Below are 19051 nucleotides of genomic sequence, written 5' to 3'. Positions count from 1 at the left end.
TGAACGCTAAGGTTTTGCCTGACCGTGCCGATACCTTGGGTTAGACCCTAGATCTGCACGGAAGCCGACCATGAATGCGATAACTGCTGCGCAGCGCCTAACCCCAATCTACAACGCTCCGCCGCCTGTTCAAGTGCAGGCGGTTGCCCAAGCCAGCCAACCCCTGACCTCGCCAAGCACTTCGGTCAGCCTCGGCCAGGCGGTGGACGCTACCCCCGACCCGACCTACACCGCCAACGGTACGCTGGCCAACGGTACTCTGGCTGGCCCGCAGGTGCGCCACGTCTGGGAGCGGGAAGGATCGGACAAGCTCAGCATTGCCCTGATGAACAGCATCCAGTCGTCGTCCAATGGTGGCCGCTTCCAGAACATCGGCGCCGCGCTGCTGGAGCAATTGGCAGGCAATGGCGGCAAGGCCGTTTCGCAGTCCATCATGACCATCGCCAGCGGCGAGCAGCCCAATGAGGCTGCCCTGCAATTGCAGCTGGCCAACCTGCGCTCGCACCCCACCAATGGGGTGACATTCAGCCTGACCACGGCCTCCGGAGCGACCGTCAACCTCTCCCTGGCGAGCAGCGCACAAGGCCTGGCCGTGAGCGCCGAGGTGCTTGGCGGTGAACTGAACGACGAAGAACTCCAAGGCCTGGCGGCAATGGCCGACGACTTCCAATCGGCGCTCGACGGCCTGACCCAGGTGCCGCCGCGCTTGCAGCTCGGTAACCTGGTCAAGTTTGACACGACGCTGTTCAGCGGCCTGCAACTGAACGCCAAGCTCGACGTCAACGGCGAACCACAGACCTTTGACCTCAGCGTCAACGAGCAGTCGCGCAACCTGACACTGGACGGCCCCTCCGGGCGCGTACAGATGAACCTCGACACGCCGGACGCTGCCAAACTGGGCAGTAGCAGCCAGCGCCAGGCCGCCATCAGCAATTACCTGAGCCAGTTCGACGCCGCGCAAAAGCGCGGTAAAGGCGATGAGAACCTGATGAACCTGTTCAAGGACGCCTTCACCCAGCTCAACGCCGTCGATGACGGCAAGCAGGCGGTGACCGAGCGTGGCTCGTTGCAGAGCGCCAGCGACCGCGCCCTGCTCAGCGGCCTGGCCGACTTCAATGCCTCGATCAGCCAGACCTCGCAGCAGAGCAACCCGATGCGCCTGGAAGAATCCGACCGCTTCGATTACCGCGCGTCGCAATCGACCAGCATTACAGGTGGCGGCCAGCTGACCCGCTCGGTGCAGCAGGATCAGCAGAGCGCACTGAAAGCGGGTTACCACCTGGGCCTCAACCCGCTGACCAACATGCAGCTAGGGCTGGACCGCGAATCGCAGAACTACCGCTATCACGAGATCAACGACCAGGCCAGCAGCAGCACGCGCCTGGCCTTCGACAAAGGCCGCCTGGTCGAAGCCAGCGCCTCGCAATCCGCCAGCCAGAGCGAGCGGGTGCGTACTTATGTGAATGGCGACCTGACCGATGACGTGACCACGCCAAGCTCGAGCAGCCGCAGCCAGAGCCTGCTGACGGTACTGGACGACAGCTTCCGCCAGGAGCGCATCGCACGCGAGCAGAGCGGCATCTCGATCCTTGATGATGCACTGCAGTCGCTGCGCAGCCGCTGGCAGCTGCAAGGGTCGACTGCGGCCATCGGCGGCTAACGCCTGACCGCGCTCGAGCAGACGCCCGCAATGGGCTGATGCTCGAGCGCGGCTCCCCATTGCAACATTTCGATGCAGACCCCTCGCCCACCTTGACTGCCAACTCTGTATAATTCGCCGCCTGGCGTGTGCTGCGTGCGCCCGGGAGCTATCCCGAATACGGAGAACATTCATTTGTTTTCCGAGAGTCCATCCATGTTGCACGCAGCCTTGCTATTCCTTTGGCGTATGCCGTTCCCGCGTTTTTTGCCGGGTACGTGCTCGCTGCATCCCCTTCCCTTCTTCTCGCCTATTGTTGCAGTGGCCCATTCGGTGCCAGCGCTTTGCCATGGCCGTCGTTCGGCCAATGCCTGCAGCATCCAGGGCGAATCCATGAACGAGGACCTCGCATGACCGTTTCTCTGAACAACGCCCAGCGGCGCCCATTGCTGCAGCGCCTGCTCGCCAGCGAAGCCGCAGGCGGCGTGGTGCTGATGCTTGCCGCAGTAGTGGCCATCATCATCGCCAACAGCCCATGGGCCGCAGCCTATCAACACCTGCTGCACCTGCCCCTCGGCCCCACCTTCACAGAAAAGCTCGGGCCGATGACCGTGCACCTGTGGATCAACGACGGCCTGATGGCGATCTTCTTCCTGATGGTTGGCCTGGAGATCAAGCGCGAGATGGTCGACGGCCGCCTGGCCACCTGGGAGCAACGCCGCCTGCCAGCGCTGCCAGCGCTGATGGGCATGGCAGTGCCAGCGCTGATCTACCTCAAGGTGTCCGCTGTAGAGCCCGGCCTGGCCGGTGGCTGGGCAATCCCCGCCGCCACCGACATCGCCTTTGCCGTCGGCGCCCTGGCGCTGCTCGGCAAGCACGCACCGCTGTCGCTGAAAGTGATGCTGGTATCGGTGGCGATCATCGACGACATGGGCGCAGTAGCGATCATTGCGCTGTTCTATACCTCCTCGATCAACCTCATCGCCCTCGCCGGCGCCGGCGCTATCGTCGCCCTGCTGCTGGGCCTGAACCGCCTGCGCGTGGTCAGCCTGTGGCCATACATGATCGGCGTCGCCGCCCTGTGGTACTTCACCCTGTTGTCTGGCGTGCACGCGACCATCGCTGGCGTGGTCGGCGCACTGCTGATCCCCTACACCGCCGGCGATGCCAAGAGCCCGCTGCTGACGCTGGAGCATGCCATTGCGCCGTGGGTAGGTTTCCTGATCGTACCCGCGTTCGGCTTTGCCAATGCCGGCGTGGCGTTTACCCATTTGAGCTGGAGCGACGTGTTTGCGCCGTTGCCGCTGGCGATTGCCCTTGGGCTGCTGCTGGGCAAGCAGGTTGGGGTGTTTGCCGGGGTGTTGCTGGCAGTCAAGACTGGCCTGGCTTCGAAGCCGCAGGGGGCCAGCTGGTTGCAGATTTACGGGGTGGCCATGCTCTGTGGGATTGGTTTCACCATGAGCCTGTTTATCGGTGAGTTGGCGTTTCCGGGGCAGGCTGAGCTGATTGATAAAGCCAAGATCGGGATTTTGCTGGGGTCGCTACTGTCGGCGGTGATTGCTTGTTTGATATTGCGCTTTGCGCCTAAGACGGTGAAGTGAAGGGGAACGGCGCCGGGTCAGCGGCGCCGTTCAGCCGCGGCTGTCATGGCCAGCAACCCTCTTAGCCATACAGGTGGATAAGGCCAGCGCCGATCAGCACAAAGGTAATGCCCGAGACCTGCAGAGCTGTGAGGCGCTCGCTGTGAAAGATGTAGCCGAGCACGGATGCGATACCGCCGGACAGAGTACTGATTACCGTAACGATCGAAACTGAGCCGCTCATTGCGCCCAAGGAAAAGGCGGCAAAGCCGCTCAAATTACACAGGCTCGCGGCGCAGAGGGTTCCATAGGCCTTGAGCTGAATAGCGCTCTGCCGTGACAACATCGGGATCACTTCTCGCCACAGCACGGCCACGCCAATGATATAGATAAGCCACAGCATATTGATTGGGCCGAGTGCGGGAAGTGCATAGGTGCCTTGCAACCATAAGCTCGTGCCGTAACAGAGGGCAGCCGCAAGCGCATAGATGATGGATGCCCTCCCCTGTCGCACTGGAGTGTGATTGCGGGCGGTTGGCCTGCGGCTTACCAAGAGCACCCCGCAGACACAAATAAAGACACCTGTGAATTGCCAGTTGGTCAACGTCTCACCCGCTACCCATGCGATCAGAGTAGTGACAACTCCATAGCTTGTGACCAGCGGCGCGACCAAGGCGGTTTTGCCTATTGCGAACGCATTTGCCAACGCGAGAGCGCCTGCCACTGCACAAACGGCTGCGAGCAGGCCAAGCATGATGGCTAACAGTGGCGCATCGATCAGGCGAATCAGGTGTCGACTCGACATCAGCAACATCAGGCTCATCACGATCAAGCCAATGAGCTGCCCGAAAAAAACAGATCGCCTGACACCGAACAGCCGCGCATTGATACCCACCAGAAAATCGGTCACGCCCCAGAAAACCGCAGCCAACAGGCCCATTGTTACATCCATATCAGTGCTCTCTTTCTTATTGTTATGGACCCCGACTGCGTCACTTGCCGGGTTGTCCCAGCTCTAAAACGCGCTACTCCTGCCTTCCTCCAACACGCTCGCCTGGAGTAGATTCGAAGACTGTTGTAATAACCCGCGGGGCAGCTTGAAGCCCTTGAACGGCTGCTGGGTAATCGGGTTGAAGGCCTTCTCGGAATTCAGTCGGTAGCGCATCACCCCCTCCCCTGTTGTGAAGCTCAAGTCGACACTGGTAGCAGTGCGACCGTTGAGCGCGCCTCGGCTGAGCAGGCGGAACATCGACCATGGGCCGCGGTACTCCAGGCGGCTGCTGTTGCCATTGAGCCTAAGCAACGTCAGGTTGCTGCGCACCTGCTGGCCAAGCGTATTGGGCCAGACAACACCTGTAATCTGGCTCGGGCCATGGGTGTAGGAAATCAGCTGACCGTCGAGGTCCAGCAGACTGGTGCGTTGGTTGGCGCTGAGCCCAAGCGGCTCGATGCTGAATTGCACACTGAGGTTGCCGCGCTGATCAAAGAAGGTGTCGCGGATGCGCTCTGCCGCTTGCAACTGAGCGATCACATCAGGGCGGATCAGCGACTCGCCGTATTGGTCGGACTGCAAAGCCTCGATGTTGTCTTTCAGGAAGAGTGTCAGGTACTGATCCTGAAACTGCTGCAAGCGCCCCTTCGGTCCAAAGAAGGCCTCAAAATCATCCAGCGAGGCATCGACTGCGGCCGCGGCAAACGGATAGCGACCGGCCAACCGCTGCTGGAAAAAGCTGTAAACGTCGGCGTCCCATCGCCGCTCCAGTTCACGCAGCGCTTCGATGTTGAGCACGCGAGCGGTCTGGTCTGCAACCTTTTTGACCTGCTGATTGAGCGGCTCTGGCAAGCCGCTGGCAACGCGTTGCAACGTGCCAATCGGTTCGTGCCCGGTCATCGAGAAGCGCTGCAGTACCGCATTCAGTGCGGCCCGGCCACGATCGGGGCTGTCGTGGACCAGTCTGGCGTAATCGTGCACGGCAGTGATCGCGGTCAGGGTTTCATCGTAGTAGCTAGGCTTCTCGCCCTTCACTTCCAGCATGGAATTAAGGCCGGCAAAAGCACGGCGGATGCTCACGGCCTGCGGCGACTCAGGCATGCTCGCTGCAGGCTGGACACCATTGGGCTGGTCCTGCCCGGTACTCACCACCGGCAACGAACTCAGCGTGGTATTTTCCGACACCGTTTCCAGCAACCGCTGCATAGGCGCAGCAGGACCGGTCAGTTGCTCCAGTACCGTCACAGCATGCTTCAGGTCCTGGAAGTCAGTGATAGCAACAGCGTTCAGGGCCTGCCGCCAGCTATTGACGTAATCGGCGCTGTAGAGGCTACGAACGCGCTCGGTCAAGGCTTTACGGTCGGCGTCCGAGTAGTCGAGTTGATCGCGCTCTCCTAGTACCCACTGGTCAATCATGGCTATGTCGGTGATCTTCTCGCTGTGAGGCTCAAAAAAGCTTTTGTAGCCTTCAGCCGTGAGCAGCTTTGCCAGCAGCAAGCTCTGATAATCAGGTTTGCCTGCAGTGCTTGACTGGTAAACCACGTCAAACGCAGGCCCGACCTGATTGCGCAGGTCAAGGTTGCCGTGCAGCTGCTCCTGCGCCTGCTGCTTGAGCGCGTTGTACACCCGTTGCGGGAGCGGCAATTCGCGCAGGGTTCGCTGAATCTCGCTGACCCGCAGACGATACTGCGGCAGATCGGTATCGGCGTATGCCATGGCGTAATGCAGATGGCGCATCAGATTACGCTGAACCTGGCCTTGCCCAGGAAAGGCCGCCTGCCACTGCAGGGCCATCCATTCCTCTACCCACTCCGGGCGGCGATTGCTACGGTCCTCGATCATGCGATAAACCCGCAGCGCAGCCATCTGCTGCTCGCTGCCGGCAGGCGCAGCGTCCATGGCCTTGATGACGCCAGCCGCCAGCGATGGCAGAAAGCGTCTGGACAGCAGACTCAGGTACGCTTCGTCTACCCTCGGCCCGATTGCGCGCCCCTGATAAAGGCCCAGATCTGCCACACCAGGCCATGCTCCGCGATAGTCACCGAACACAGCTACTGCATCGCGGATCTGGTCCAACGGACCTAGCAGGTTACGCCCGGTGGGGTCGATATGCTGGTCGACCTCGTGAAGGCTGTATTCCTGACTCTTTGCCAGGACAGCAGCGGCTTTCAGTTGGTTGACGTCGAAGTAGCGTTGCCAGCTGGCGGTCGCGACTGCCAGCGCCAGAATGCCTACACCAGAGCCGAGCCACAGCAACTGGCGCTTGTTGCGGATTACCTTGGCATTGTCGCCAGCGAGGCCTGCCTCCTTGTAGATGACCCGTTCGAACAGTTGCTGGATGAAGTAAACCACTGGCTGACCATGCGGCTTGCCTTCACGCAGCACCTGTTTGATTACGTAAGGCTGGGCCGCCTCGCGAACGAACGCATTGGTGATCTGCCCCTGCTGCAGTACTGACGACCAGTACACACCGCGCACCAAGGCCGGGGTGGTGAAGCGATCACTCGCCAGGACTTCATTGAGAAAACTCAAACTGACGGGACGCAGACCGATGAATTGGGCATGCAGCGACATGAGGCGCTCCCGCTGGGACGGGCATGCCAATAGCCGCAGCTGCTCGAGTACTTGTTCGTAGAGCAGAGCGGTCAGTTTGTCGTAGTGGTTGGCGAACTCATTCAACCAGGCATCGAAGTCGCTGACGGCGTCCAGCCTGAAGGTGAAACCCAGTATCTGCTCGCGTCCCTTTACAGGCATGCGCGCGAAAAACTGGTCGAAGCCATCGAGCAAGTCGAGTTTACTCATCACCACATACACCGGCAGGCGCGAACCTAGCTGAGTACTAACGTCGTACAGCCGGGTGCGCAAGGTGTTGGCTAGCTCGATGCGTTGCTCTGGCGAAGCATGCAGCAGGGCTGGCAGATCCACTACCAGTAAAAGGCCATTGAGAGCCCGGCGGCTTCGATTGCGGACCAGCCAGTCGAGCAGATGATTCCACAGCTTCGCCTGGCTGCCGGCAGGTATTGCAGCATTGGAATCGGACGATGTATCGCCTGATTCAGTCTTCGCCATTGCCTGGGTGATCAAAGCCCCGGGCGGATCGATGATCACGGCGTCATCGCTGATCCACCAGCCGATTGGATAAGCGAGAGTGTCCAGCGAATGCCCTCGGGTCTGAGCCTGATCGATCCGGGTAAGCGCGAAGCGCTGATTGGAACGCTCGATGAAACTGCTCTTGCCGGCATCCGCCACCCCCACGGCCATGTACCACGGCAGCCGATACAAAGCTCGACGCCCGCCAGCATTGCCGAGGTAGTGTTCAAGGCTGCGCTGCAACGCTCGATCCTGTGCCTGCACCAGCGGCAAGCAAGGGTCTGCTTCAGCAGCCAGTTCATGCGTGCGCTGCGCTTGCAGCCGAGCGAACCCTGCCCGCAGCACCAGCGCCCACGCCAACAGCGGGACCAGTGCAAGTAGTAGGCTGGCCAGGCTGCGTTGCGTCACACTCGCCAGCGGTTGCTGGCCATGCCAGCTCCAGTGCGGGCCGAGCCACCAGATGGCGATCAGCACGAGCACGCCGCCAAGCCCCAACAGGATCGGCAAGGCCAGGCCGACTCGTCTTGCCAACGGCACGCCCCAACGTTTGAAAACAGTCCAGAGTTGTTTCATGAGGCTCCTAGTCCTTGTTCTGTTTGAGCAGCGCCGAGGCTGCTGCTACCTGCTGCAGCCGGTTGAACACCTCTGGCTCCCAGGCAGCGGCGTTGGTTTGCTGCATGGTCAGCACCACGCTTGCGCACAGGTCCTGAGCCAACCAAGAGAGGCCTTTGGTGGCGAGCAGGTCGGCGGCAATAGCGGTGGTATGGCAACGCTCACGCGGCGAGCGATAGTCTGTTTGCAACGCCTGCAGCTGCAGCAGCACCGGCTCCACCCCTGCCACTTCCAGCTGGCTGACCAACTCGGCGCGCAGGCTGCTGAATTCTTGCGAAGCCGATGTCTGCTCTGTCGGACCGTGGCCACCTTTGAGCCACGCCAGGCACTGCTCGTCGATAAAGGCCGTGCCGTCGCTGAAGCACAGCGACTGCAACGCTGGCAAGCGCAAAACAAAGCGTGCGGTACTGCTGCGAATGGCTTCGGCGACCTCACCCATTGCCAGCCGACCGGCGATGGAAGCCGCAAGGAAACTTCCGCGAATCCAGTAGGGTGAAGCCGCTACGCTCTTCTCCACCCGCAGCAGCAGCGCGGGGTCAACCGCAGTGCCAGCGATCGCTTCTTCGTAGCTGATGGCGATGTCAGCCGGGACCACCATCAGCTCGGTGCGCTGATCCTGCCTTGCAATGGGTGCCAGCTGGATGTGTGCCCACAGGCCAAAGCGCCGTAGCTGAAAGCCGGTGGGGTCATAGATGTCCTGCTGATTGATGAATTCGGCCATGCTCAGCACGGCGCGGCGGGTCTCGCGCTCATTGCCAAGAGAGATGCCCGGCTTGGCCGGCAAGAAGGCTTCGGCCAATGGCGCTGCCTCCCTTGGTGATGGCGCTGGGCTGACCTGCGTCGGCTCGCCGGTACCGCTGGCAAAGTCCACCTGCTTGAGTAGCAAGCGCTGCAGATCATCGACCGCAGCCGCCTCAAGCTGCGCTGACTTGACCTGTTGCTGCAAGCTGGTGAGCGCTCGCTGCGCGGCCGCTGCATTGGCCGGGGTATAGGTAAATCGATCCAACTGCGAAATCGCATCGGTGAGTCGTTTGATGATCAAAGCCACCGACTTGCGTTTACCCAGGAAGCCCTTAGGCCCGGGCTTGGGGTGCGCGGTTTCCCAGTAGCGCTCTAGCATCCCCGCAAGCAACTCCAGGGTGAATCCCCAGCGCTCCCAACAGGCGCTGCGTAGCCAAACGACGCTCAGATGACCAACGATGCGCAGATGTTTGCACTGTTGGCTCAAGTACTGGCGCGACGCTTCCTCGATGTAGCACCAGTCGATCGAAGACTCCTGCATGCCGCCCAGTTTGACCATTTCTTGGTCAATCGCCTGATAAGTCTCGTCCTCCACGTCGAACAGACCTGCCGGAGCTGCGGGGTCGATCGGCGCAAGCAGCCGCGCAATTTCTTCCGCCGAGACTGGCGCTACCAACGACATGCTCTGCGCGCCTCCTCGATCAATGGATCCAAGCCCTGGGCATCGAAGCTCAGGCCATTGAGGTCTGCATGTTCGCTGACAACATGGATGCGCTTAGCCCCGATGATCTGCTTGATCTGCTCGATAGCCGGCAAGCCACGGCCGGCATCCAGCACCTGGCCGTTTTCCATCACCTGCCAGGCTGTGGGAACGGTCGATCCGCGCTCGCCTTGCAGCTGGATCCTGACCCATCGGGCGTCAATAGACCGCGAGCTGATCAACTGCAGTCTTGAGATGTTCTGCACACAGCTGATTGCCAAGTAGGGCCGCGGTTCGCCTTCGGCGATTGCCGGAGCCGAGATTACCAGCCGCTTGCGCGCGGGCCCGCCATCATCATGGACTCGAAGGCGGAAGGTCAGGTCATCACCCGCCCGCTCGGCTTCGTTGGTCATGACGCTCTGCACGCTGGGGGAATCCTGCTCGGGTACCGACCAGTCCTGGCTGGCAACCGGCGCCGGAGTTCCGGCAGCCTGGTCAAAGCAGGCCAGACGCTCCAGGTTGGACGTAATACTCGGGCAATCACGTACAGAGTCGGCCAATACCTCGCCTGCACTTACCAGCAGTGAAAAGACAATGCCAGACGCACTCCGAATTAACACCGAATTGAACTCCATTCAATAGGACGCACGCCCAATAGAGCGTAGAAATTTTCTTGGATAACCAGCATAGCGCCAGAATCCATATGTGAGGATCGCTGAGGGAAAGAACACTAATCCAGTGAGAACAAAACATACAGGCAAATATTTCCTTACACTTTTACGCTCGACCAAAAAGCCAGGTTGCGCGCAAGGTTTTAATAAGCCGGCAGTCACTCACCGGATAACTAAACAGAAATATTACATTTATGTAGGATGCTTCCTACACGAATAATAAAGTTAACCATCCAGATGAGAAATCTCCTACAAACATAACAGGAAGTTACGCATTTCTATGGCAAAAAATAACGGTTCCGTAGCGCCAAAAGAGCGTATCAACATCAAATATGTGCCCGCCACCGGCGGCGAGCAGGCCGAAATAGAGCTGCCGCATAAAATGCTGGTTCTGGGCGACTTTGGCCTGGACGACAACCGCACCGTCGAAGACCGCCAGGTCATGGGCATCGACAAGCACACCTTCAATCATGTGCTAAGGGATGCCGATGTCAGCCTGTGCCTGTCGGTGCCGTCGATGCTCAGCGCCGCCACCGATACCGAGTTGGCGGTGCACCTGCAGTTCAATTCGATCAACGACTTCGGGCCTGACCAGGTCGCCCGCAAAGTGCCGGAGCTGAACAAGCTGCTGGAACTACGTGAAGCGTTAGTTGCACTTAAAGGCCCACTGGGCAATGTCCCGGCGTTCCGCAAACAACTGCAGCAACTGCTGACCGACCCGCAGGCGCGCAAGCAACTTGCACAAGAGCTGAACCTGGTGCTCGACGCGCCCAAACAAGACCAATAAGACGGAGCCCGACGATGCCAAACAAGACCGACACAGCCATTGCCGCCGAACTCACCACTGAATCCCTGGGCACCGCCACATTACTCGATCAGATCATGGCCGAAACAATGCTGGCGCCAACCCAGGAAGGCTATCAAGTCGCCAAACAAGGGGTTGCGGCCTTTATTGCAGACATCCTCAAAAGCAATGAGCCAGATCAACTAATCAACAAGCACAGGGTTGATCAAATGATCGCCGAAGTTGACCGCGTGCTGAGCAAGCAGATGGATGCGATTCTGCACCAGCCTGAGTTTCAGCAACTGGAGTCCGCCTGGCGTGGCCTGAAGCTTCTGGTCGACCGTACCGACTTTCGCGAGAACATCAAGCTTGAAGTCCTGCACGTCAGCAAGGACGACTTGCTCGATGACTTCGAGAATGCCGCCGATATTACCTGCAGCGGTATCTACAAACATGTTTACACCGCCGGTTACGGCCAATTCGGCGGCGAGCCGGTGGCAGCCATGCTAGGCAACTACAGCTTCGGCCCCTCCTCACCGGACATAAAGCTGCTGAGCTATATGGCATCGGTCGGTGCAATGTCGCACGCGCCGTTCCTGACGGCACCCGCCCCCGAGTTTTTCAACCTGAGCAGCTTTGAAGACCTGCCCAATCTGAAAGAGGTGAAAGACATTTTCGCCGGCCCACGCCATGCCAAGTGGCGCGCGTTCCGTGACAGTGAAGACTCCCGCCATACCGCGCTGGTTGGGCCGCGCTTCATGCTCAGATCCGCTTACCACCACCTGGAGCAACCGACCGACAGCTTCAACTATGACGAGAGCATCGACGGCCGCCACGACAACTACCTGTGGGGCAACTCGGCATTCCTGTTGGCCAGCTGCATCAACGACAGCTTTGCCCGCTACCGCTGGTGCCCGAACATCATCGGCCCACAGTCGGGTGGCGCGGTCGATGACCTGCCGGTGCATCTGTATGAGTCGCTTGGCCAGTTGCAGGCGAAGATACCCACCGAAGTGCTGATCTCCGATCGCAAGGAATTCGAGCTGGCGGAAGAAGGCTTCATCGCCCTGACCATGCGCAAGGACAGCGACAACGCCGCGTTCTTCTCAGCCAATTCGGTGCAAAAACCAAAAACCTTCGCCAAGACCCCTGAGGGCCTGCAGGCGCAGACAAACTACAAGCTCGGCACGCAACTGCCGTACCTGTTCATCGTCAACCGCCTGGCGCACTACATCAAGGTCCTGCAGCGCGAGCAGATCGGCAGCTGGAAGGAGCGCAGCGACCTCGAGAACCAACTCAACAAGTGGATCAAGCAGTACGTTGCCGATCAGGAAAACCCCTCGGCTGATGTTCGCAGCCGCCGGCCACTGCGCGCCGCAGCGATTGTAGTCTCCGACGTCGCCGGTGATCCGGGCTGGTATCAAGTCTCGGTGGCCGTGCGTCCGCACTTCAAATACATGGGCGCGAACTTCGAGATCTCGCTGGTTGGCCGGCTCGACACGCAGTGACCGGGTTGTTTGATCGGCTGGGAGTGAAGGCCACAGCCAACGTCCAGTCGTCTCGGCGTGAAGCGCGTGGGCGCAAGTTCGAGGTGATCAAGCAACACCTCGAAACCCTGCTCAATTGCCGTGAGGGCTGCTCGCAAAGCAGCCCTGAACTGGGCCTGCGCGACTTCAACGGCCATGACTTGAGCCGCGGTGACTTGCTACAGCAGATCAGCGCCGACATCCGCCACACCATTGACCGTTTCGAACCACGGATCGCAGTGCATGCGCTGCAGGCCGTGCCCGATGCACATGCCCCGCTGGAGCTGCACTTTCATCTGGATTGCCAGGTGCAGGTCAACAACCACGCGGAACAACTGCAGATCGAGTTGCTGGTGAGCGGGCACAGCCGTTACACCCGAGTGAAGTGACCATGTCGTTAAAAGACCGTTTCAGCGAAGAGCTGCGCTACCTGCGCGAACTCGGCACCGATTTCGCCCGAGACAACCCGCAGCTCAGCCGATTCCTCGGCAAGGACAGCAGTGACCCGGATGTCGAGCGCCTGCTGGAAGGCTTCGCCTTTCTGACCGCCAAGCTGCGGCTCAAGCTCGAAGACGACATGCCGGAACTGACCCACCCGATGCTGCAGCTGTTGTGGCCTAACTACCTGCGGCCATTACCCAGCGCCACCATTGTGCAATTTACCCCGCAGCCGCAATCGCTGACCCAGCCACAAAGGGTAGCCAAGGGTGCGAGGCTTTTTTCCAGAGAGGTAGATGGGGTCGCCTGCGAATTTCGCACCTGCGCCGAGGTACAACTACACCCCTTCGCCATCAACGACGTCGACGCGACCCAGACCCTGGACAACACCAGCGTGCGTATCGACCTGCAGACACTGGTTGATCGCCCGCTGAACACGCTCGACTGCGAACGCCTGGACTTTCATCTGAGCGGCGAGGATCGCTGCGCGCAGACCCTGTACCTGTGGTTGGCGCAGTACCTCAAACATATCAGCGTGAGCATCGATGGCGAAGTGCGCCGCCTGCCGGCCAGCAGCATCGTGTTCCCTGGTTTCAGCCCTGATGAAGCGCTGCTGCCCTATCCGCAAAATGTGTTCGACGGCTATCGCATCCTGCAGGAGTACTTCGTCTTCCCGCAGCGCTTCCACTTTTTCAGCCTGACGGGGCTCGCCAAGCTCTGGCCTGGCCACAGCAGCAAACGTGTACGGCTGGAGTTTCACTTCACCCGCCAGCTGCCCAGCTCGATCCGCGTGGGCAAAGACGACTTCGGCCTGTTCTGCACCCCTGCAGTCAACCTGTTCAAGCACAGCGCCGAGCCTATCGACTTGTCGGGGCGCGACGCCCAGGTAGAACTGCAACCCAATGGCAATCGCGCCGACGCCTACGAGATTTTCAGCGTCGACCGGGTCGTCAGCACGCGCACCACGGGCGAAGATACGCCGGGTGAGACGCTGCGCACGTTCCGGCCCTTCGAATCATTTGCCCACGAGATCGAGCACGTGCAGGGGCGCACGGCGCTCTATTACCACTGCGAAATCGAGAACTCGCTACGCGGCAATGGCGTGATTCAGCGCATCGCTTTTGTCCGCGGGGATGCCACCGCCTACATCGAACAACTCGAAACCGCTTCGATCGATCTGACCTGCACCAATCGCGACCTGCCGCTGGCACTGGGGATCGGCGACATCGATGTGATCACCGAGATCACGCCTCCGCTGGCCAGCTACCGCAACATCTGCCGTCCTACCCGCCCCTATCGACCGGTGCTGGACGGCGACCTGCAATGGGCATTGATCTCCAACCTCTCGCTCAACTACCTGTCGTTGCTGTCAGCCGAGCCGCTCAAGGCAGTCATCGGCGCCTACGACTTTGCCGCCTTGCATGACATCCAGCAAGCGCGCGCCACGCGCAAGCGCCTGGACGGTATCTGCGATGTGCAGACGGCGCCGCTGGACTGGCTGATCAAAGGCCAGCCGATCCGCGGGCTGCGCACACAGCTCAAGCTGAACCAGGACGCCTTCTCCTGCGAGGGCGACCTGTACTTGTTCGGCTGCGTGCTATCTCAGTTTTTTGCCCTGTACGCCAGCATCAACTCCTTCCACCAGTTGGAAGTGATCAATACCACCAACAATGAGCACTACACATGGCCACTGCTGACCGGCAGACAACCGCTGATCTAGCCGACGCTTTGCTCGCCGAGGCGCACCAGTACAACTTTTTCCAGTTGCTGGAGCGTTTGCATGGTCTGCACGGCGACGACCTCGAACCGCGCTGGCCAGACGAAGCGACACGGCTGCGGGTGAGGCTTGGCTGCGACCCGCGGCTGACCTTTCCCGTGTCGGACGTATTCAAGGCAGAGCGTATTGCCGATCAGGCCGAGCGCTACCGTGTCTGTACCACCTTCATGGGCCTGCACGGCACCGACTCGCCACTGCCGACCTATTACCTCGAGCAGATTGCCTACGACCACGCTCACGACATCGGCGTGCGCCCGGCCTTCTTCGACTTTTTCAATCATTACCTGCTCAGCCTGCTGCATCGTATCTGGCGTAAGTACCGCTATTACATTCGCTTCCAGGCGGGCGCCACTGACGGCTTTTCGCAGTATGTGTTCGCCCTGATTGGCCTGGACAACAAGCAGTTGCGTGGCGATACCGAGCTGCCGTGGAGTCGCCTGCTCAGCTTTGCCGGCGTTATCGCCAGCCGCAGCCGTGCGCCCGGGACCGTGGCCGGCATCATTGCCCACTGCTTTGACTTGAGCAGCGTGCAGATCCGTGAATTCGAGAGCCGGTCAGTGCCTACCGCTATCAGGCAGACGGTCAGCCTTGGCCGCTCCAATGGTTGCCTGGGCAGTAACTTCATGGTCGGTAACCGTACCCGCACCCGCAGCAGCAAGTTCACCATCCTCATCAGCGACCTCGACCAGGCCCAGCTGCGCCAGTTGCTGCCAAGTGGAGTCAATTTCGGTCGCCTGCGCGCCTTGATCGACTTTCTCCTGCGCGACGGCCTGGCCTACGACCTTGAGCTGCGGCTGGAACAGCACGCGCTGTCGCCGTTCTGCCTACACCGCAGCCAGGGTGCGCACCTGGGCTGGACCAGTTTCGTCGATGACAAGCATGGCAAAAGCAGCCCAGTGGTCCGCATCAGGGGGCGCGCATGAACACCCTGGACCTGGTAATCGGCAATATCGACCGGCTCGAACACGGCGTAATCGCCCGCCATCGATTCGATCGTAACGGCGGCAGCATCGGCAGCGGACCAGCCGACTGGCTGCTATGGGACCGCGCACAGCGTATCCGGCCGCTGCACTGCGAAATTCGCTGGATCGAGGGCAGCTTCTGCGCCGTCGACCTGTGCAACCAGACCTACCTCAATGACACCCCGCGAAGCCTCGGCGAGCGCTCACCCGTGCGCCTGCAACAAGGCGACCGGCTGCACATCGGCAGCTATCGCGTTCATGTGCATTGTCAGCAGCACTCAGCCGACGAGCAGTCCCTGGAGGAGCTGTTCGCACCTGGCCAGCAACTGCTCGACGCCCTGATCGCCGACGCTCCGGCGGACCCTTGGCAGATCGAAGTTTCAACGCAACAAGGCACCGTCGATATCTGCACAGCGTTCGACCGGCCGCTCGGCCATGACCCTCTGGCCGCGCTAGACGCGTTGCTGGATACACCGCTAGCACACGCCGACGCGTTGCAGCGCCTTATCGGCGGGGAGCAAGCATGAAACGCCAGTTCCCAATGACCACTCTGTTGCTGGCACTGCTTGGCCTGGCCGGATGTACCTCATTGAGCAGAATGAGCCAGGTAGCGCTGGATCACTCATTGCCGATCGGACCGCCTGAGGATCATCCCACTCAGGTCGCCTTCAGCATCAACGCCAGCCCTACCCTCAACGGCAACCCCAACAGCGCACCCACTTACGCCGAGCAGGAAAGCGCGCTGCCACCAAGCCCCTATGCCATCAGCCTGACCGCGCAGGATCCGCAGGCGCTGATGGAAAAGGTCGGCAGCTTGTTCGACTACCTTCAGCAGCAATATCCGCAAGCGCCAAGCGAGCAAAGCCAGAGTGGCAGCCTGGCCTTTGCGGCTGACGACGACAGCACTCTCGGCAGCTATGACGACCCGGCAGTAGTGCTGACCTTGCCCAGTGCCACCGAGGTAGCGGCTGAACCAATTGCCACGCCTATTGCGATCAAGATTCTGCAGCTGCGCGATGACTCGCTGCTGCGCAACAGCGTGTATCAGCTGCTGGATGAAGACCCGGCCAAGGTGCTGCGCAGCACCTATATACGCGATGACGACTACGTGCTCGCGCCAGGGCAGTTCAAGTTCATACCTTTCGAACCGATTCACGCCGACACCCGCTTCATCGCCGTCATCGGCGACTACCGCGAGCAGAACGACGCGACCTGGGGGCAGGTACTTCGCATCACCCCACGGGGTCGTCAGGTCGTGCTCTCGGTGCTGCTCAATGACACGCAGATCGTGCTCAAGGAGGAAGACTGATGAGTCTCTCCTGCATCTGCGCCGTGCCTTTTAACTTCTCGATCCGGAGCGCCCATGAGCTCACGTAATCCCGTTCTCTGGCCCGAAGGGCTGTTCGTCAAACCGCAGCACTTCCAGCAGGCAGCGCGCGCCAGCGAGGCTGCGTTTCATCAGCGCCTGAGCAGCCTGAACCCCGGTTTTTTCGGCTTCAGCGAACTGCAGCTCAACGATGAATACCTGAGCCTGGGCAAGGTGGCCATCACCCGAGCCCGCGGCATCATGCCGGACGGGACGGTGTTCGATATCCCCGCAGACCTGCCACCGCCGCCACCGCTGGAAATCGACGACGACGCATCGCAAAACGGCGAGATCTACCTGTGCATGCCGCTGCGCACCGAAGGTGGCCGCGAAGTGAGCTGGCCCGACAATGCGGCCAACTTTCGGTACACCGCGCACGCCGAGGAAATTAAAGACACTCACACCGCAGATGGTGATCTGGTCCAGGTCGAGCTAGCAGTGCCCAATCTGCAGATCAAGCGCAACAGCGAAGACCGCAACGGCTATAGCCGCCTGGCCTTGGCGCGGATTCTCGAGAAAAGCCCGAACGGCGCATTGAAACTGGACGAGAACTTCTATCCGACCAGCGTTTCGGTACGCGCGGTGCCGGCACTGCAACGGTATCTAGACGAGATCAGCAACACCCTGCGTGAGCGCGCCCGCAATCTCGCGGCACGGATCGGCGCAGGTGGCCAGTCGGGTATCGCCGACATTCGCGATTTCAATCTGCTGCAAGCCATGAACCGCTGGTGGCCGTGCTTCCAGCATCTGTCACGCCAGCAGCATGTCCACCCCGAGCAGCTCTACCTGAGCATGAGCCAGGCCTGTGGCGAGCTGGTGACCTTTACCGATGAAAGCAGGCTGCCGCAAGACTACCCAGCGTATCAGCACAGCGCCCTGCGCCCATCGTTCAAACTGCTGGAAGACACCCTGCGTCGGGTTCTGAGCACGGTGCTGCAACCCCGCGCCATCTCCCTGCCGCTGCATGCCCATGACTACGGTGTGCTGACGACAACCCTGGATGATCGGCGCCTGATCGACCAGGCCGAGTTCATTCTGGCGGTCCGCGCCAGCCTGCCGCCAGAAACCCTGCGCCAGCAGTTCATCCAGAAAGCCAAGGTCACTTCGCTGGAAGCACTCAACGACCTGGTGCCGCTGCAACTGCCGGGTATCCCGCTGCTGCCGCTGCCGGTGGCCCCTCGCGACCTGCCCTTCCATGCCGGTTTCTGCTACTTCGAACTGGACCGGCGTAACGCAGCGTGGGCAACCATGCAGGAAAGCAACGGCTTTGGTTTTCACATAGCCGGTGAGTTCCCGGGCCTGGAGATGCAATTCTGGGCGATCAGGAGCGAATGAGATGACCTTTGGCAAAGCGAAGCTCGGTACAGCACCTGATGCTGTACACACCAACCCAGTGCCTGCAGAACAGCCTGACACTGCCGCTGTCAGCAAGCATTACGCAGCCGATCCAGCATTTCAGCTGCGTGGAGGCCACGCCAATCCCATGGTCGACGCAGCGATGCCGCTGCTGGGCCTGGTGATGCGTCTGCGCAGTGTGGACCAGATGGACAACATCGATGAAGTCCACACCCAGGTGCAGACGCAAGTCAGCAACATCCTCGAGGAGATGCGCCAGCACGCCTACGAGCCCGCCCATCTGCTGGCCTACTCCTACGCGCTGTGCCTGCACCTGGACGAAGCCGTGATGAGCCGGTCGTGGGGCAAGAAGTGCCGCTGGAGCCATGAGCCCCTGCTGAGCATCTTCCACCACGAGACCTGGGGCGGCGAGAAGTTCTTCACCGTGCTGTCGCGGATGATGCAGGAACCCAAGCGCTACCAACACGTGCTCGAGTTCATGTACCTGTGCCTGTGCCTTGGCCTCAAGGGCAAGTACGCCATCGCGCCCAAGGGCGACGACGCCCTGCAGGCGCTGATCAACAAACTCTACAGCGCCATCCGCGAACTGCGCGGGCCTGTGCCTAAGCAGCTTTGCCAGCCGCTGAGCAACGTTGCCCCACGCAATTACCGCATGAACCGGCAATGGCCATGGTGGAGCCCGCTACTGCTGTGCTCGACCGTGATGGCTGCGGTTTATGGGCTGTACAGCTACCGCTTGCACGTGATCACCAACGAGGTGCTCAGCTCGCTCGGCGGGATCCTGCAGCAATAGCCCACGCCAATCGAACTCAACCGAC

General features: G+C 60.6%; 15 protein-coding genes. 11 read left to right on the top strand and 4 right to left on the bottom strand.

Translation table 11 applies throughout. The features are described 5' to 3' along the window. Positions 1-70: 70 nt before the first annotated feature. Positions 71-1660: a hypothetical protein gene (locus tag AC58X1_RS00455; RefSeq protein ID WP_101318471.1), complete on the top strand. Its 1590-nt coding sequence runs from the start codon at positions 71-73 to the stop codon at positions 1658-1660. Positions 1661-2049: 389 nt separating this feature from the next. Further along, positions 2050-3240 carry a Na+/H+ antiporter NhaA gene (gene nhaA, locus AC58X1_RS00450; protein WP_497428082.1) on the top strand — a complete coding sequence of 397 codons (1191 nt, stop codon included), beginning with the start codon at positions 2050-2052 and terminating at the stop codon, positions 3238-3240. 61 nt (positions 3241-3301) lie between these two features. On the opposite strand, the gene AC58X1_RS00445 is transcribed toward nhaA, so the two are convergent. From AC58X1_RS00445 to vasI, 4 genes are all read right to left on the bottom strand, one after another. Beyond that, complete coding sequence (locus tag AC58X1_RS00445; protein ID WP_497428081.1) at positions 3302-4171, bottom strand: DMT family transporter; 870 nt, start codon at positions 4169-4171, stop codon at positions 3302-3304. 63 nt (positions 4172-4234) lie between these two features. Further along, positions 4235-7873: a type VI secretion system membrane subunit TssM gene (gene tssM, locus AC58X1_RS00440; RefSeq protein ID WP_497428080.1), complete on the bottom strand. Its 3639-nt coding sequence runs from the start codon at positions 7871-7873 to the stop codon at positions 4235-4237. A 7-nt stretch (positions 7874-7880) separates the two neighbouring features. Then, positions 7881-9335 (bottom strand): type VI secretion system protein TssA, encoded by a 1455-nt coding sequence (tssA, locus tag AC58X1_RS00435; protein WP_497428079.1) that lies wholly within the window; start codon positions 9333-9335, stop codon positions 7881-7883. Further along, positions 9323-9913 carry a type VI secretion system-associated protein VasI gene (gene vasI, locus AC58X1_RS00430; RefSeq protein WP_497428078.1) on the bottom strand — a complete coding sequence of 197 codons (591 nt, stop codon included), beginning with the start codon at positions 9911-9913 and terminating at the stop codon, positions 9323-9325. Before vasI ends, tssA begins: the two co-directional genes overlap by 13 nt. Before the next feature lie 391 nt (positions 9914-10304). Here vasI and tssB point away from each other — a divergent pair, with 391 nt between their 5' ends. From tssB to icmH, 9 genes are read left to right on the top strand one after another with little or no spacing between them, the layout of a single operon-like run. Continuing rightward, positions 10305-10811 carry a type VI secretion system contractile sheath small subunit gene (tssB, locus tag AC58X1_RS00425; protein WP_150569589.1) on the top strand — a complete coding sequence of 169 codons (507 nt, stop codon included), beginning with the start codon at positions 10305-10307 and terminating at the stop codon, positions 10809-10811. 14 nt (positions 10812-10825) lie between these two features. Continuing rightward, the gene (gene tssC / locus AC58X1_RS00420; RefSeq protein ID WP_150573270.1) at positions 10826-12316 is read left to right on the top strand and encodes a type VI secretion system contractile sheath large subunit; all 1491 of its coding nucleotides are present in this window, start codon (positions 10826-10828) and stop codon (positions 12314-12316) included. After that, the gene (gene tssE / locus AC58X1_RS00415) at positions 12313-12723 is read left to right on the top strand and encodes a type VI secretion system baseplate subunit TssE (RefSeq protein ID WP_150573271.1); all 411 of its coding nucleotides are present in this window, start codon (positions 12313-12315) and stop codon (positions 12721-12723) included. Before tssC ends, tssE begins: the two co-directional genes overlap by 4 nt. Before the next feature lie 2 nt (positions 12724-12725). Then, positions 12726-14492, top strand: a complete 1767-nt coding sequence (gene tssF, locus AC58X1_RS00410; RefSeq protein WP_497428077.1) for a type VI secretion system baseplate subunit TssF — start codon at positions 12726-12728, stop codon at positions 14490-14492. Further along, complete coding sequence (gene tssG, locus AC58X1_RS00405) at positions 14456-15472, top strand: type VI secretion system baseplate subunit TssG (RefSeq protein WP_150569593.1); 1017 nt, start codon at positions 14456-14458, stop codon at positions 15470-15472. The genes tssF and tssG overlap by 37 nt, the downstream gene beginning before the upstream one ends. Next, positions 15469-16038 (top strand): FHA domain-containing protein, encoded by a 570-nt coding sequence (locus tag AC58X1_RS00400; RefSeq protein ID WP_497428076.1) that lies wholly within the window; start codon positions 15469-15471, stop codon positions 16036-16038. The genes tssG and AC58X1_RS00400 overlap by 4 nt, the downstream gene beginning before the upstream one ends. Further along, positions 16035-16820, top strand: a complete 786-nt coding sequence (gene tssJ, locus AC58X1_RS00395; protein WP_150569595.1) for a type VI secretion system lipoprotein TssJ — start codon at positions 16035-16037, stop codon at positions 16818-16820. Before AC58X1_RS00400 ends, tssJ begins: the two co-directional genes overlap by 4 nt. A gap of 54 nt (positions 16821-16874) precedes the next feature. Next, positions 16875-18212, top strand: a complete 1338-nt coding sequence (gene tssK / locus AC58X1_RS00390) for a type VI secretion system baseplate subunit TssK (protein ID WP_497428075.1) — start codon at positions 16875-16877, stop codon at positions 18210-18212. Between the two features lies 1 nt (position 18213). Further along, positions 18214-19026 carry a type IVB secretion system protein IcmH/DotU gene (gene icmH, locus AC58X1_RS00385; RefSeq protein WP_497428074.1) on the top strand — a complete coding sequence of 271 codons (813 nt, stop codon included), beginning with the start codon at positions 18214-18216 and terminating at the stop codon, positions 19024-19026. Positions 19027-19051 lie beyond the last annotated feature (25 nt).

It is taken from the genome of Pseudomonas sp. PGPR N4, from assembly GCF_059693665.1.
Note: the sequence above shows the minus strand (reverse complement) of the source record. Positions and strands in the feature narration are given on the sequence as shown.

Excerpts from the sequence above, each read along its gene's own strand:
- AC58X1_RS00455 (WP_101318471.1), top strand. The coding sequence starts at position 71 with ATGAATGCGATAACTGCTGCGCAGCGCCTAACCCCAATCTACAACGCT.
- nhaA (WP_497428082.1), top strand. The coding sequence starts at position 2,050 with ATGACCGTTTCTCTGAACAACGCCCAGCGGCGCCCATTGCTGCAGCGC.
- AC58X1_RS00445 (WP_497428081.1), bottom strand. The coding sequence starts at position 4,171 with ATGGATGTAACAATGGGCCTGTTGGCTGCGGTTTTCTGGGGCGTGACC.
- tssM (WP_497428080.1), bottom strand. The coding sequence starts at position 7,873 with ATGAAACAACTCTGGACTGTTTTCAAACGTTGGGGCGTGCCGTTGGCA.
- tssA (WP_497428079.1), bottom strand. The coding sequence starts at position 9,335 with ATGTCGTTGGTAGCGCCAGTCTCGGCGGAAGAAATTGCGCGGCTGCTT.
- tssB (WP_150569589.1), top strand. The coding sequence starts at position 10,305 with ATGGCAAAAAATAACGGTTCCGTAGCGCCAAAAGAGCGTATCAACATC.
- tssC (WP_150573270.1), top strand. The coding sequence starts at position 10,826 with ATGCCAAACAAGACCGACACAGCCATTGCCGCCGAACTCACCACTGAA.
- tssF (WP_497428077.1), top strand. The coding sequence starts at position 12,726 with ATGTCGTTAAAAGACCGTTTCAGCGAAGAGCTGCGCTACCTGCGCGAA.
- tssG (WP_150569593.1), top strand. The coding sequence starts at position 14,456 with ATGGCCACTGCTGACCGGCAGACAACCGCTGATCTAGCCGACGCTTTG.
- AC58X1_RS00400 (WP_497428076.1), top strand. The coding sequence starts at position 15,469 with ATGAACACCCTGGACCTGGTAATCGGCAATATCGACCGGCTCGAACAC.
- tssJ (WP_150569595.1), top strand. The coding sequence starts at position 16,035 with ATGAAACGCCAGTTCCCAATGACCACTCTGTTGCTGGCACTGCTTGGC.
- tssK (WP_497428075.1), top strand. The coding sequence starts at position 16,875 with ATGAGCTCACGTAATCCCGTTCTCTGGCCCGAAGGGCTGTTCGTCAAA.
- icmH (WP_497428074.1), top strand. The coding sequence starts at position 18,214 with ATGACCTTTGGCAAAGCGAAGCTCGGTACAGCACCTGATGCTGTACAC.